Raw genomic sequence first — 12,729 nt, forward strand, 5'->3', positions numbered from 1 at the left:
GCAAGAACAAGCCCGCGAACATACGCCCGACCGACGCACCCGGATCGATAGAGCAGCGCAAATGGCGACCGATATCCTGATGCCCGCCCTCTCTCCGACCATGGAGGAGGGGAAGCTCGCCAAATGGCTGAAGAAGGAGGGCGACGCGGTCAAAGCCGGTGACGTCCTGGCCGAGATCGAGACCGATAAGGCGACGATGGAGGTCGAGGCGATCGATGAGGGCATCCTCGCCAAGATCCTTGTCGCGGACGGGACCGAGAACGTCGCCGTCAACACGCCGATCGCGATCATCGCCGAAGAGGGCGAGGACGTTTCGGCGGCAGCCGCAAGCGGGGGCAAGGGGAAGCCCAACGGCGCCTCCGGCGGCGCACCCGCCCCCACCCCCGACATGCAGGCCGAGGGCATGGCCGACGCCTCGGCCGCCTCCGCCAAGACCGGCGACGACGCGCCGAAGGCCCCTGCCTCTCCCGCCGTCATCACCAACAAGGCGCCCGACCCGGTGATGGAGGAGTTCCCCGCCGACTCGCCGATGAAGACCATGACGGTGCGCGAGGCCCTGCGCGACGCCATGGCCGAGGAGATGCGCAAGGACGAAGCCGTCTTCGTCATGGGCGAGGAAGTCGCCGAGTATCAGGGCGCCTACAAGATCACGCAGGGCTTGCTTCAGGAGTTCGGCGCGCGGCGCGTGGTCGATACGCCGATCACCGAGCATGGCTTTGCCGGCATAGGCGTCGGTGCGGCGTTCATGGGCCTCAAGCCCATCGTCGAATTCATGACCTTCAACTTCGCCATGCAGGCGATCGACCACATCATCAACTCGGCGGCCAAGACGCTCTACATGTCCGGTGGTCAGCTCGGCTGTCCGATCGTGTTCCGCGGCCCGAACGGCGCCGCCGCCCGCGTCGGCGCGCAGCACAGCCACGACTACGCCGCGTGGTACTCGAACGTGCCCGGCCTGAAGGTGATCGCGCCCTACACGGCCTCCGACGCCAAGGGCCTGCTCAAGGCCGCGATCCGCGATCCCAACCCGGTGATCTTCCTCGAGAACGAGATCCTCTACGGGCAATCATTCCCGGTGCCGGAGATCGACGATCTCGTCCTGCCGATCGGCACGGCGCGGGTTCATCGCCCCGGCAAGGACGTGACCATCGTCTCCTTCTCCATCGGCATGACCTACGCCCTCAAGGCGGCTCAGGCGCTCGCCGAAGAGGGCATCGAGGCGGAGGTGATCGACCTGCGCACGATCCGCCCGATGGACAGCGCCACGGTGGTGGAATCGGTCAAGAAGACCGGACGCTGCGTCTGCGTCGAGGAAGGCTTCCCGCAATCGGGTGTCGGCGCCGAGATCGTCGCCCGCCTGATGGTCGATGCCTTCGATTACCTCGATGCGCCGGTGCTGCGAGTGACCGGCAAGGACGTGCCGATGCCCTACGCCGCGAACCTCGAGAAGCTGGCGCTCCCGAGCGTGGCGGAAGTCATCGAGGCCGTCAAAGCCGTCTGCTACAAGTAATCGAGCATCAATGTCGGAAAAGTTCGAAGAACTCGAGATCCCGCCCGACGCCCTGGAACAGGGCGGGATCGAGATCGTGCGCGCCTCCATCGTCGACGGAGCTGTCAGCGTGGCGCTCCGGCGTGCCTTCGACGATCCGGCGACCTGGGGGCGCCTGCTGATCGATCTCGCCCGGCAGGCCGCCCGTGCCTACGCGATCGAGACGGACACCTCGGAGGAGGAAGCCTTCGAGCGCATCCGCGCCGGGTGGGAGGCAGAGAGCCTCGATCCCAACAATGCCCTCAACTGACCCTCCCTCTCAAGGCCGCTCGGGAACGACACGATGCCGATCAACGTCCTGATGCCCGCGCTCTCCCCGACCATGGAGAAGGGCAACCTCGCCAAGTGGCTCAAGAAGGAGGGCGACGCCATCAAGTCCGGCGACGTGATCGCCGAGATCGAGACCGACAAGGCGACCATGGAGGTCGAGGCGGTCGATGAGGGCGTGCTGGCCAAGATCCTCGTGGCCGAAGGCACCGCCGACGTCCCGGTTAACGAGCTGATCGCGCTGATCGCCGAAGAGGGCGAGGATCCGGGCAGCGTGCAGGCGCCGACGGGTCGCGCCGAGGCGAAGACCGCCCCCGTCGAGCCGAAGAGCACGCCCGACCAGAACGCCGCGCCCGACGGCGCCCACGCTTCCTACGCCCGGGTCGATCAGGCCCCCGAGGGCGCCAGACCGAATGGCGCGATACAGCCCGCGGCTCAGGGGTCCGGCGGTCGCGTCTTCGCCTCGCCGCTCGCCCGCCGCATCGCCAAGCAGGAGGGTGTCGATCTCTCTGCCGTGAAGGGCTCGGGTCCGCATGGCCGGGTGATTCAGCGTGACGTCCAGGCGGCGATCGAGGGCGGCACGGCCAAGGCCGGCGCCCCGGCGAAGCCCGAAGCGAAGGCGGCTGCCGCGCCCGCACAGGAGAAGGCCGCTCCGAAGCCGGCGCCCACCGGCAGCGCGCCGGCTGCGCTCAGCCTGGATCAGGTGCGGGGCTTCTACGAGAAGGGCAGCTTCGAGGAAGTGCCGCTTGACGGCATGCGCAAGACCATCGCGAAACGCCTGACCGAGGCGATGCAGGTGGCGCCGCACTTCTATCTCACCGTCGATTGCGAACTCGACGCGCTGATGAAGCTGCGCGAGACGCTCAATGGCTCGGCCGGCAAGGACAAGGACGGCAAGCCGCTGTTCAAGCTCTCGGTCAACGACTTCGTCATCAAGGCGATGGGCCTTGCGCTGACGCGCGTTCCAGCCGCCAACGCCGTCTGGGCGGAAGATCGCATCCTGCGCTTCAAGCACGCCGAGGTCGGCGTCGCCGTGGCGATCGACGGCGGCCTGTTCACGCCCGTCATCCGCAAGGCCGACCAGAAGACGCTCTCCGCCATCTCCAACGAGATGAAGGATTTCGCGAGCCGTGCGCGCGCCAAGAAGCTGAAGCCGGAAGAGTACCAAGGCGGCGTCACCTCGGTGTCGAACCTCGGCATGTTCGGGATCAAGCACTTCACGGCGGTGATCAACCCGCCGCAATCGACGATCCTGGCGGTCGGCGCCGGCGAGAAGCGGGTCGTCGTCAAGGATGGTGCACCGGCCGTCGTTCAGGCCATGACCGCGACGCTCTCCTGTGACCACCGCGTCCTCGACGGCGCGCTCGGCGCCGAGCTGATCGCGGCGTTCAAGAGCTTGATCGAAAACCCGATGGGGATGCTCGTCTGAGAGCTGCCGACAAGAGCCCTCGCTCGGGCTCCGTCGAATGAACGGGCGGAGCTCGGGCTGGAGATGACGCGTGGGGCGCCGTCATCAGCCCGCCGCCTCTCCCTTGATCCCGTTCATCACCGCCGACCGGGTGGTCCAATCCTCACTCTCGACCCCTCCTCACAGCCGGGAGGGGAGCAGGAGGCCTTGATGTCCGAAACCTATGACGTCCTCATCATCGGCGCGGGGCCCGGCGGTTACGTCACCGCGATCCGCGCGGCGCAACTCGGCTTCAAGACCGCGGTGGTCGACCGCGAGCATCTCGGCGGCATCTGCCTGAACTGGGGCTGCATCCCCACCAAGGCGCTGCTGCGCTCGGCCGAGATCTACCACTACATGCAGCACGCCACCGATTACGGCCTCTCCGCCAAGGAGGTCAGCTTCGATACGGCGGCGATCGTCAAGCGCTCCCGCGGCGTTTCGAGCCGGCTCAACGGCGGCGTCGGCATGCTGCTCAAGAAGAATAAGGTCGATGTGATCTGGGGCGAGGCCTCGATCGATTCGGCGGCCAAGGACAACGAGCCCGGCAAGGTCACGGTCAAGGAGACCAAGCGGGCGGAAGCTCCGAAGGGCGCCAAGGGCGCGGGCACCTATTCGGCCAAGCACATCGTCGTCGCGACCGGTGCGCGGCCGCGCGTGCTGCCCGGCATCGAGCCCGACAAGAAGCAGATCTGGACCTATTACGAGGCCATGGTTCCCGAGAAGATGCCCAAGAGCCTGCTGGTGATGGGCTCGGGCGCCATCGGCATCGAATTCGCCTCGTTCTACCGCACCATGGGCGCCGAGGTGACGGTGATCGAGCTGCTGCCGCAGATCCTGCCGGTCGAGGATGCCGAGATCGCCGGCCTCGCCCGCAAGCGCTTCGAGAAGCAGGGGATCAAGATCCTCACCGGTGCCAAGGTGACGAAGGTCGAGAAGGGCGCCGACTCGGTCACTGCCACGGTCGAGGATGACAAGGGCAAGACGCAGCAGCTCACCGCCGAGAAGCTGATCTCGGCCGTCGGCGTCGTGGGCAATATCGAGAACCTCGGGCTCGAGAAGCTCGGCGTGAAGATCGAGCGCGGCGTCGTCGTCAATGACGGGCTCGGTCGCACCAACGTCCCTGGCATCTACGCGATCGGCGACGTCGCCGGCCCGCCGATGCTGGCCCACAAGGCCGAACACGAGGGTGTCATCTGCGTCGAGACCATCAAGGGTCTTCACACGCACCCGATGGACAAGGCCAAGATCCCGGGCTGCACCTATTGCCACCCGCAGATCGCCAGCGTCGGCATTACCGAGGGCAAGGCCAGGGATCTCGGCCTCTCGATCAAGGTCGGCCGCTTCCCCTTCGCGGGCAACGGCAAGGCGATCGCGCTAGGTGAGCCGGACGGCCTGATCAAGACGATCTTCGATGCCAAGACCGGCCAGTTGCTCGGGGCCCACATGATCGGCGCCGAGGTGACGGAACTGATCCAGGGCTATGTCGTCGCGATGAACCTCGAGACGACCGAGGAAGAGCTGATGCACACGGTCTTCCCGCACCCGACGCTCTCCGAAATGATGCATGAGAGCGTGCTCGACGCCTATGGCCAGGTGATCCACACCTGACGGGATCGTTCGAGGCTGAAAATGCCAGGGGTGCGCAAGAGCGGTCTCGATACCGCCATCCTGCGCACCCCCAATTTTTGAGGTGAGGCCTGAGCCCTCTCCGTCGCTACACCGGACGATCAAACTTCCCGGTGGACGGTAGTACCGGTGCGCCTTGAATGCGCTTTGGTTGAATCTTCGCGAGAGCTGTTGCCCGTATACCGTGAGCCGAGCGCCCCTGGCGTAACAATCGGCCGGCCCATGATCATACGTACTCTCCTGCTCATTATCGGCCTCGCGGGCATCTACGCATCGCTGTCGGTGATGCGTGTCCACCTCTACGTCACGCTGCTGTTGCTGTTCCTTTGCGCCGGGCCGTTGAGCTACCTCGTCTTCCGTGAGGAGCACGAGTAGATGCGCCCGATCGACTGAGACCCGAAAGTTCGGAAACGCCGTCACGGGATGCCGCGGGGTCGGCCTCAGGATGTCTTCAGCCGGCGGGCCGAAGCGATGCCGGGCAGCGCGATCAGGGCCAACAATCCGGCAGCGACGAAGAGCAGGGCAATGCCGAGAACGCGCCATGCCAGCACGCCGGTGACACCCCCTGCCAGGAAGGCGGCCACCGTCACCCCGTAGAGCCGCATCTTCTCCCGGTCTGATCCCAACGCGTCGTCGCCCTGCGAAAGCCGGCGCGCGAGGCCGATCCCGAGATCGGTCACCATGCCTGTCACGTGCGTCGTGCGCACACGGGCGTCGGTGATCTGGGTGATCGTGGCATTCTGCAGGCCGAGCAGGAAGCTGAGTCCCGTGACGAGGACCGCGCCGTGCCACCCCGCGGGTAGCCAGAAGCCGAGAACGCCGAGGCCGACGAGCAACAGGGCCTCCGTCAGCACGCTGTAGGCGTAGACGCCGCGCAACCGATGATGACGGCCCGCGCTGATGAGAAGCGTCGCACTCATGGCCCCGACCATGAAGGCGGCGATGAGAGCCAGCATCGGCAGGGCGAGCGCTGCCTCCCCGAGACCGAGATGGTCGGCAAGGGCCGACACGTTGCCGGTCATGTTCGAGGAGAAGGTTCCGAAGGCGCAGAAGCCGGCGGCGTTCAAGGCGCCGGCAATCCCTGCGAAGGGCCAAGCGAGACGCCGGTCGATGCCGGGGGTGCGGTCGTGGCCTTCGTGGACGAGCATCGGGAGTAGATCGGCTGTCAGGCAGTCTGCGGCGCGATCATTTTAACGGCGTATTCCCTTACGCAACCTGTCCGAACGCTCGGCTGCGTCGCATCCGTTTCCTCGGCCCACGACCAGCGGAAACATCCCGCCCCTCCTTCTCGATGGCCGGGATCTCGAAACCCGGGTTTCGCCCTCCGCCCGGGGGCCGCTCCGGGCCACTCGAACTAAGACCTGTCGTCGCGCAACAGACCCGATCCGGTAGCGATCCGTGCATCCGACCGATGTGAGGGAAACTGCCTCGTCGAGCCGGCGTTGGTCATCCGCGCCCTCGAAGGCCGAGACGCGGGAGGACATCGCGATGGCGACGATGCGGATGCTTCGGTTCGGTTTTCTGCTCTCGGCCTTGCAACTCGGCGGCGTGCCTGCCCTGGCACAGACGTCGGTCGGCGGCCTGCCCTCTGGCTTCACCGCGCCCGGCCTCCCGTTCGGTCCGACTTCGACGGTTGCGACCGTCGCGTCCCCCACCGCAACCATGGCGCTGGCCAATCCCGGCGGCTTGCGCTTCGGTGGCGCGTCCGGGATCTCCGGCCTCGGAACGTCGGCGCCTGGACTCTCCGGCAATGCCGGCGGGTTGAACTTCGGCGGCGCAAGCGCCTCCGGCACTCCCGGCGGCGGCGGGCTGAGTTCCAGCGGCGGCGGGATCGCGAATGCGGCGCGGCGACGTCCGGACGACGTGGCCGGCAGCATCGGATCGGGCGGCGGCGGCGCCCCTGCGGGTGCCGGTATTTCCGGCGGTGCAGGATTCTCGCCTAGGCCGACCGATGCGTATTTCGACCCGCTCAGCGGCTCCGGACTGCGCTGAAGGCATGCACCTTGGCCGCTGGGCGGGATGTCCACAGCCTCGAAAGATCCCGGTAAGGTCTCGTTAACCGTTTCGGTATGTTCTATCTTCGTTCTCATGCCGAGTCGGAGGAAGACCATGCCCAAGCTGCAGACGAGCCACGGCCCGTCCACCCGCTTCGCGGATTCGGGATGGGAGAGAGTGGCTTCCTGCCCGGTGGAGGACATCGCCCAGGCCTATCTCAGCAGCACACAGGGCGATGCAGGGATCGCTCTGCGCTGTGCCATCACCGACGCGTTGTCCGATCTGATGGAGGCCGAGCGTCGAGCCCGTGAGAACAGCCGCCTCATCTCCCGCGGCTTCGTCCGCAGCGCGCCGGCCGATCGGTAAGAGGCGTCGTCTGCGGCTCCTGGCATCTCGGAGCAGCACCCCGAAAGGTGGACACCGGCTTTCGGAAAAAGACGATGCAAAAACAATAATCTAGAGCACCGCTTGAAGTGGGATGCGAGAAGGGCATGTTGCAGGCATCGAGCCTCGGAACCGTCCCCATGCGCTTGCCTCTTCTCGCGTTTCTCGCAAGCCTGACCCTGACCGCTGCCCCGGCGGCGCGGGCCGATCTTCTCATCGCCGTCGACAAGGATTCGCAACGCATGAGCGTCGTGGTCGACGGCACTCAGCGCTACGATTGGCCCGTCTCGACGGGAGTCGCGAGTCACGACACGCCGAACGGCAGCCATCGGCCGTTCCGCATGGAGAAGAGCCACTTCTCGCGCGAGTGGGACAACGCGCCGATGCCGCACGCGGTGTTCTTCACGCAGGTCGGCCACGCGATCCACGGCACTACGCAGACCCGCCGCCTCGGCCGCGCCGCCTCGCACGGCTGCGTCCGTCTCTCGCAGCGCAACGCCGCGACGCTGTTCTCCCTGGTGAAGCAGCAGAAGATGGCCAACACCCGTGTCATCATCGAAGGCAGCCTGAGAGACGCCCCGGTGGCCGAGGTCCAGCGGCCCATACGGACGCGCTCAGTCCGGCGCAGCGACGACGAAGGCGTAGTGGCGGTGCGCGCGCGGGGCCGGACCTGGGAGGACGAGGCCTACGGATCGCCCCCTCGCCGACGCTATCGGGACGTGTTCGACGAGGGTTACGGCGTCGGCTACGGCGACCTGTACTGACGGCGCCGAGCCGGATCAGTTCAGTTGGACGCCGTCGCTCCGGTCACCCGCCACACGGCGTTCCCGACATCGTCGGTCACCAGCAGCGACCCGGCCTTGTCGATTGCCACACCAACGGGCCGCCCTTGCGCCTTCTCCTCGGCATTGAGGAAGCCCGTCAGAGCATCGACCGGCGCGCCGGAAGGCTTGCCGTCTTGGAACGGCACGTAGATCACCTTGTAGCCGCTCTTCGGGCGGCGATTCCATGAGCCGTGCTGGGCTACGAACAGGCCGCTCTTCCAGGCGTCCGGCAGGTTCGATCCCATCGAGAAGGCGATGCCGAGCGACGCCGTATGCGTGCCGACGGCATAATCCGGCGCGATCGCCCGCTTCACCTTCTCCGGCTGCGGCGGCTGCACCCGCTCGTCCACGTGCTGGCCCCAGTAGCTCCAAGGCCAACCGTAGAAGGCGCCCTCCGTTACGCGAGTGATGTAGTCGGGCACGAGATCGCTGCCGATCTCGTCGCGCTCGTTCACCGCGGTCCACAGCGCGCCCGTCACCGGCTCGAAGGCGAGGCCGTTCGGGTTGCGCAGGCCGGTGGCATACTCGCGCATCGCCTTGGTGGCGACGGTGTATTCCCAGATCGCCGCGCGACCCTTCTCGATGTCGAGGCCGTTCTCGCCGACATTGCTGTTCGAGCCGACGGTGATGAAGAGCGTCTTTCCGTCCGGGCTCGCGACGACGTTCTTGGTCCAGTGGTGGTTGATGCCGGCGGGCAGGTCGACGACCTTTTCCGGGCTCTCCGTGATCTCCGTCTGACCCTCGGAATAGGGGACGCGCACCAGCGCGTCGGCATTCGCCACGTAGAGGTCGGAGCCGACCAGCGCCATCCCGAATGGCGAGGTGAGGCCCTTGAGGAAAACGTGGCGCTCCTCGGCCACGCCGTCGCCGTCCCGGTCGCGAAGGAGCACGATGCGGTCGGCGCTGGCGCCGCCGGCGCCGGCCATGCTCTTCACCTTGTCGGCGACCCAATCGGTGACGCTGGTGGAATGGTCACCAGATTTCGGCGCCTGGCTCTCGGCGACGAGAACGTCGCCGTTCGGCAGTACGTAGGGCCAGCGCGGATGATCGAGACCGGTGGCGAAGGCGACGACGCTCAGTCCCCGCGCAGCCTTCGGTTTGGCGCCGTCCTGCCAGCGCGCCACGCGGGCGATGTTGACGGTGGGCATCAAGGTCGGGTTCGGCGCCGGCAAGGATGGGCTCGCCCCGCTGCTCGCCGCCACGTCGAGCGAAGCGGATTCCGGATAAACGACGAAGCGCAGGAAGGCCGCCCCTCCGAGCAGCACGATGGCGAGCGCGGAAAGACCGATCTTGGCGGAGCGGCGCATCGAAACCTCGAAGGAAATAGATCAGACCGGCGTCGCGGCGGCTCGCAGCCCGGCCTCCTCGGCGCCGGGATGTCGGCGGGTCGAGTAGTAGAGCCCGATCGCGTTCCAGAACGCGTCGCGCTGCTTGTCGGTGAAGCGTTGCAGTGACGCCTCCAGCGCCGCGCGACCGGCCGCGGCGGCCTCCTCGCGCATCCGCTCGTCGAAGGTGCCCGGCAATTCCACGTTCGCGTCCACCATGGCCCGGCCCTTCGCTGACGATGCTCGAGGGTAGTGAACGCTCAAGTTCGCCACTCCGTTCAACCGCCTCGAAGGGACGGTTGAGAGCAAGCGTGTGCCAAAGGACACACCCCCCTGGATTCACGGTCCAGGCTTAACAGTTTCTTTGCTCCTGTGGGCAGAATGGTCCAGCTTTACCGCCGACCGTCGTCAGCCTTCAGGAGCCTGCATGCAAGCCGACCGGACCTTCCGTCTTCTCTGCCTCTTCGGGCTAGCGCTGACCGGTTCGGGTCTTGGGGGCTGCGGTGTGCTTCCGCATCAAGCTGAGTTGACGACGGGTTCGATCGCAACGAATGCCAAGGTCGTGCAGGCGCCGACCGCTGCCGACAAGGAATGCCTCGCCCGGGCGATGTATTTCGAGTCGATCCGCAGCGACGAGGACGGGCTTTTCGCCGTCGGCACCGTGGTGATGAACCGCCTCGACGCCCCGGCCTATCCGGGCCGGATCTGCGAAGTGGTGGGCCAGAAGCGGCAATTCGCCAACGGCGTGCTGACCAAGCCCGTGCGCGAGCAGGACCGGCCGCGCCTGGAAAAGGTCGCCGACGCTCTGCTCTCCGGCAAGCGACACGAAACGGTCGGCCCGGCGCTGCACTTCCACACCGCGGGCTACAAGTTCCCCTACAACAACATGCACTACGTCGCCGCCGCCGGCGGCAACGTCTTCTACGAAAAGAGCGACCGCGAGGGTTACCTGCCGGCGGTCCAGCCCCGCGCCGTGGTGCAGACCGCCACCGGCCGCCTGATGCCGCTTCAGGTCGCCGCTGTGAAGTCGGGTATGATCGGCCTGCCGCTCACCGGCCGCGTCCAGCCGACAATGACCGCCGACTACACCGCGCCCACCGCGCCGGAGTTGCGCGTGCCTGGCCCGGCCCGCTACGCCTCGGCGCCCGGACGCGACAAGAACTGACGATTGTCACACTGCAGGGTTACGGCCCGGGCAGGTTGTCGCCCCCGCCCTATGCGCCGGGAGCGCGACGCCTTAAGTCAGGAACGCGGCCGGGCTGCCCGGTCCGGCTCCCGTGAGGCTCACCCCGCATCGCCATGGCCGTCGTCCTCGATCTCCTGAACAACGACACGAGGCCCAAGGCGGATGCGCCCGCGCGGCCGCGCCATCCCGAGAAGGCGCACCGCCCCGACACCGCCATCCAGCGGAAACCCGACTGGATCCGGGTGAAGGCGCCGGGTTCGAAGCTCTGGGCCGAGACCAAGGATATCGTCCGCGCCAACAACCTCGTCACCGTCTGCGAGGAGGCGGGCTGCCCCAATATCGGTGAGTGCTGGGAGAAGCGGCACGCCACCTTCATGATCATGGGTGACACATGCACCCGTGCCTGCTCGTTCTGCAACGTGCGCACCGGCCTGCCGGAGGGGCTCGACGCGGCCGAGCCGGAGAAGGTCGCCGAGGCGGTGGCCAAGCTCGGGCTGCACCACGTCGTCGTTACCTCGGTGGACCGCGACGACCTCAAGGACGGCGGCGCCGAGCATTTCTCACGCACCATCGCCGCGATCCGCCGGGCCAGCCCCGGCACCACCGTCGAGATCCTGACGCCCGATTTCCTGCGCAAGCCCGGCGCCCTGGAAGTCGTGGTTGCGGCCAAGCCCGACGTGTTCAACCACAACCTCGAAACCGTGCCCGGCAAGTACGTCACCGTGCGGCCCGGTGCCCGCTACTTCCACTCCGTGCGCCTGCTGCAGCGGGTGAAGGAACTCGACCCGACGATCTTCACCAAGTCCGGCATCATGGTGGGGCTGGGCGAGGAACGGAACGAAGTCGTGCAGCTCATGGACGATTTGCGCTCGGCAGAGGTCGACTTCCTCACCATCGGCCAATATCTGCAGCCTACCCGCAAGCACCATGAGGTCGTGCGCTTCGTGCCGCCGGACGAGTTCAAAGCCTACGAGACCACGGCCTACGCAAAAGGCTTCCTGCTGGTCTCGGCGACGCCGCTCACCCGCTCGTCGCATCATGCCGGCGAGGATTTTGCCCGGCTGAAGGCGGCACGTCTGGCCAAGCTCGGACCCGCACCCGTCGCCGTCAGCGCCTGAGCCCGAATGCCCTCCTTCCGCATCACGAGGAACGTGCGCCACTCGGCGACGCAGATGTACGATCTCGTCGCCGATATCGAGCGCTATCCCGAGTTCCTGCCCCTGTGCGAGTCGCTGCGGGTGCTGCGGGACGCCGAGGGGCCGAACGGCACCAAGGTTCGAGTGGCGGAGATGGGCGTCGGCTACAAGGCGATCCGCGAGCGTTTCACCACCCGCGTGAGCCTGGACCGCGAGAACCGCAAGATCGTCGCCGAATATATCGACGGACCGTTCAAGCACCTCGAGAATCGCTGGACGTTCCGCGATGCGGAGGGCGGCGGCTGCGAAGTCGATTTCTTCATCACCTACGAGTTCAAGAGCCGGACGCTCGGCCTTCTCATGGGCACGATGTTCGACCGGGCCTTCCGCAAGTTCACCGACGCGTTCGAGGGCCGCGCCGCCGCGATTTACGGCGCACCTGCCTGACCTGGCTGCTCCGCTCACATGCCCTTACGAGCAGCGAGCAGGATGCTGGTCTCGGAATTGGCGATCCCCTCGAACTGCCGGATCGTCCGCAGCAGCGTGTCGAAATCGCCGAGCGTCGGAACCTCGATCTCGGCGACGATGTCCCAGCGGCCGTTGGTTGTGTGAAGAGCACGGATCTCCGGTAGGCCGGACAGGCGGCGGATCACGCTCTCGGCATGGCGCCCATCCACCTCGATCAGTGTCACCGCGCGCACGCCACCGGGCTCCGGGTTCCGCACCGTGACGGTGAAACCGGTGATGACGCCGGTGGTCAGCAGACGATCGAGCCGTGCCCGCGCCGTCGCCCGCGTGATGCCGAGCGCCGCGGCGAGTTTCGCCAGGGGCATCCGCGCGTCGGTCCGTAGCAGGGCTATGAGCCGGCGATCGATCGAGTCGAGCATGGCCTTCGCACTCTGATCAGTCGAGCTTAGCCGATCGGGCGATGGCCTGTCCCGATCGTGCAGTTCTGCGGCTATCGACCATCCACTTGTCTCCATCATG

General features: G+C 66.8%; 15 protein-coding genes. 11 read left to right on the forward strand and 4 right to left on the reverse strand.

Annotated elements, in window-relative coordinates:
• Positions 1-61 precede the first annotated feature (61 nt).
• The 5 genes from MFF24_RS03050 (at position 62) to MFF24_RS03070 (ending at position 5,267) form a co-directional block, all read left to right on the forward strand.
• Positions 62-1,510, forward strand: coding sequence for a pyruvate dehydrogenase complex E1 component subunit beta (locus tag MFF24_RS03050; RefSeq protein ID WP_238222278.1), 1,449 nt, complete (start codon positions 62-64; stop codon positions 1,508-1,510).
• A 10-nt stretch (positions 1,511-1,520) separates the two neighbouring features.
• Positions 1,521-1,799 carry a DUF5076 domain-containing protein gene (locus MFF24_RS03055; RefSeq protein WP_108940668.1) on the forward strand — a complete coding sequence of 93 codons (279 nt, stop codon included), beginning with the start codon at positions 1,521-1,523 and terminating at the stop codon, positions 1,797-1,799.
• 33 nt (positions 1,800-1,832) lie between these two features.
• Positions 1,833-3,245: a pyruvate dehydrogenase complex dihydrolipoamide acetyltransferase gene (locus MFF24_RS03060; RefSeq protein ID WP_238222280.1), complete on the forward strand. Its 1,413-nt coding sequence runs from the start codon at positions 1,833-1,835 to the stop codon at positions 3,243-3,245.
• A 189-nt stretch (positions 3,246-3,434) separates the two neighbouring features.
• A complete protein-coding gene (lpdA, locus tag MFF24_RS03065; protein ID WP_238222281.1) occupies positions 3,435-4,874 on the forward strand; it encodes a dihydrolipoyl dehydrogenase in 1,440 nt (479 codons plus the stop codon).
• Positions 4,875-5,114: 240 nt separating this feature from the next.
• Positions 5,115-5,267: a hypothetical protein gene (locus tag MFF24_RS03070; RefSeq protein ID WP_238222283.1), complete on the forward strand. Its 153-nt coding sequence runs from the start codon at positions 5,115-5,117 to the stop codon at positions 5,265-5,267.
• A 65-nt stretch (positions 5,268-5,332) separates the two neighbouring features.
• Here MFF24_RS03070 and MFF24_RS03075 read toward each other — a convergent pair whose 3' ends face one another.
• A complete protein-coding gene (locus tag MFF24_RS03075; RefSeq protein WP_238222285.1) occupies positions 5,333-6,040 on the reverse strand; it encodes a YoaK family protein in 708 nt (235 codons plus the stop codon).
• 340 nt (positions 6,041-6,380) lie between these two features.
• Between MFF24_RS03075 and MFF24_RS03080 the strand changes: the two genes are divergently transcribed.
• From MFF24_RS03080 to MFF24_RS03090, 3 genes are all read left to right on the forward strand, one after another.
• Positions 6,381-6,884: a 1,3-beta-glucanase gene (locus MFF24_RS03080; protein WP_238222286.1), complete on the forward strand. Its 504-nt coding sequence runs from the start codon at positions 6,381-6,383 to the stop codon at positions 6,882-6,884.
• Positions 6,885-7,001: 117 nt separating this feature from the next.
• Positions 7,002-7,253, forward strand: coding sequence for a hypothetical protein (locus MFF24_RS03085; protein ID WP_108940673.1), 252 nt, complete (start codon positions 7,002-7,004; stop codon positions 7,251-7,253).
• 158 nt (positions 7,254-7,411) lie between these two features.
• Entirely contained in the window at positions 7,412-8,035 is a 624-nt protein-coding gene (locus MFF24_RS03090) for a L,D-transpeptidase (RefSeq protein WP_238222289.1), read from the forward strand.
• 20 nt (positions 8,036-8,055) lie between these two features.
• Here MFF24_RS03090 and MFF24_RS03095 read toward each other — a convergent pair whose 3' ends face one another.
• Both MFF24_RS03095 and MFF24_RS03100 read right to left on the reverse strand, forming a co-directional pair.
• Positions 8,056-9,402, reverse strand: a complete 1,347-nt coding sequence (locus MFF24_RS03095) for a PQQ-dependent sugar dehydrogenase (protein WP_238222291.1) — start codon at positions 9,400-9,402, stop codon at positions 8,056-8,058.
• Between the two features lie 21 nt (positions 9,403-9,423).
• Positions 9,424-9,639 carry a hypothetical protein gene (locus MFF24_RS03100; RefSeq protein ID WP_108940675.1) on the reverse strand — a complete coding sequence of 72 codons (216 nt, stop codon included), beginning with the start codon at positions 9,637-9,639 and terminating at the stop codon, positions 9,424-9,426.
• A gap of 208 nt (positions 9,640-9,847) precedes the next feature.
• Between MFF24_RS03100 and MFF24_RS03105 the strand changes: the two genes are divergently transcribed.
• The 3 genes from MFF24_RS03105 (at position 9,848) to MFF24_RS03115 (ending at position 12,189) form a co-directional block, all read left to right on the forward strand.
• Complete coding sequence (locus tag MFF24_RS03105; RefSeq protein WP_108940676.1) at positions 9,848-10,585, forward strand: cell wall hydrolase; 738 nt, start codon at positions 9,848-9,850, stop codon at positions 10,583-10,585.
• Positions 10,586-10,719: 134 nt separating this feature from the next.
• Positions 10,720-11,724, forward strand: a complete 1,005-nt coding sequence (gene lipA, locus MFF24_RS03110) for a lipoyl synthase (protein ID WP_238222293.1) — start codon at positions 10,720-10,722, stop codon at positions 11,722-11,724.
• Positions 11,725-11,730: 6 nt separating this feature from the next.
• Complete coding sequence (locus MFF24_RS03115) at positions 11,731-12,189, forward strand: type II toxin-antitoxin system RatA family toxin (RefSeq protein ID WP_108940678.1); 459 nt, start codon at positions 11,731-11,733, stop codon at positions 12,187-12,189.
• Between the two features lie 14 nt (positions 12,190-12,203).
• Here MFF24_RS03115 and MFF24_RS03120 read toward each other — a convergent pair whose 3' ends face one another.
• A complete protein-coding gene (locus tag MFF24_RS03120) occupies positions 12,204-12,629 on the reverse strand; it encodes an Lrp/AsnC family transcriptional regulator (RefSeq protein ID WP_238222295.1) in 426 nt (141 codons plus the stop codon).
• Positions 12,630-12,729: the final 100 nt, after the last annotated feature.

The sequence above is a fragment of the Methylorubrum aminovorans genome, from assembly GCF_022179725.1.
Classification (GTDB): domain Bacteria; phylum Pseudomonadota; class Alphaproteobacteria; order Rhizobiales; family Beijerinckiaceae; genus Methylobacterium; species Methylobacterium aminovorans.

Bases quoted from the DNA above. Each gene is read 5' to 3' on its own strand.
- MFF24_RS03050 (WP_238222278.1), top strand. From the start codon at position 62: ATGGCGACCGATATCCTGATGCCCGCCCTCTCTCCGACCATGGAGGAG.
- MFF24_RS03055 (WP_108940668.1), top strand. From the start codon at position 1,521: ATGTCGGAAAAGTTCGAAGAACTCGAGATCCCGCCCGACGCCCTGGAA.
- MFF24_RS03060 (WP_238222280.1), top strand. From the start codon at position 1,833: ATGCCGATCAACGTCCTGATGCCCGCGCTCTCCCCGACCATGGAGAAG.
- lpdA (WP_238222281.1), top strand. From the start codon at position 3,435: ATGTCCGAAACCTATGACGTCCTCATCATCGGCGCGGGGCCCGGCGGT.
- MFF24_RS03070 (WP_238222283.1), top strand. From the start codon at position 5,115: ATGATCATACGTACTCTCCTGCTCATTATCGGCCTCGCGGGCATCTAC.
- MFF24_RS03075 (WP_238222285.1), bottom strand. From the start codon at position 6,040: ATGCTCGTCCACGAAGGCCACGACCGCACCCCCGGCATCGACCGGCGT.
- MFF24_RS03080 (WP_238222286.1), top strand. From the start codon at position 6,381: ATGGCGACGATGCGGATGCTTCGGTTCGGTTTTCTGCTCTCGGCCTTG.
- MFF24_RS03085 (WP_108940673.1), top strand. From the start codon at position 7,002: ATGCCCAAGCTGCAGACGAGCCACGGCCCGTCCACCCGCTTCGCGGAT.
- MFF24_RS03090 (WP_238222289.1), top strand. From the start codon at position 7,412: ATGCGCTTGCCTCTTCTCGCGTTTCTCGCAAGCCTGACCCTGACCGCT.
- MFF24_RS03095 (WP_238222291.1), bottom strand. From the start codon at position 9,402: ATGCGCCGCTCCGCCAAGATCGGTCTTTCCGCGCTCGCCATCGTGCTG.
- MFF24_RS03100 (WP_108940675.1), bottom strand. From the start codon at position 9,639: ATGGTGGACGCGAACGTGGAATTGCCGGGCACCTTCGACGAGCGGATG.
- MFF24_RS03105 (WP_108940676.1), top strand. From the start codon at position 9,848: ATGCAAGCCGACCGGACCTTCCGTCTTCTCTGCCTCTTCGGGCTAGCG.
- lipA (WP_238222293.1), top strand. From the start codon at position 10,720: ATGGCCGTCGTCCTCGATCTCCTGAACAACGACACGAGGCCCAAGGCG.
- MFF24_RS03115 (WP_108940678.1), top strand. From the start codon at position 11,731: ATGCCCTCCTTCCGCATCACGAGGAACGTGCGCCACTCGGCGACGCAG.
- MFF24_RS03120 (WP_238222295.1), bottom strand. From the start codon at position 12,629: ATGCTCGACTCGATCGATCGCCGGCTCATAGCCCTGCTACGGACCGAC.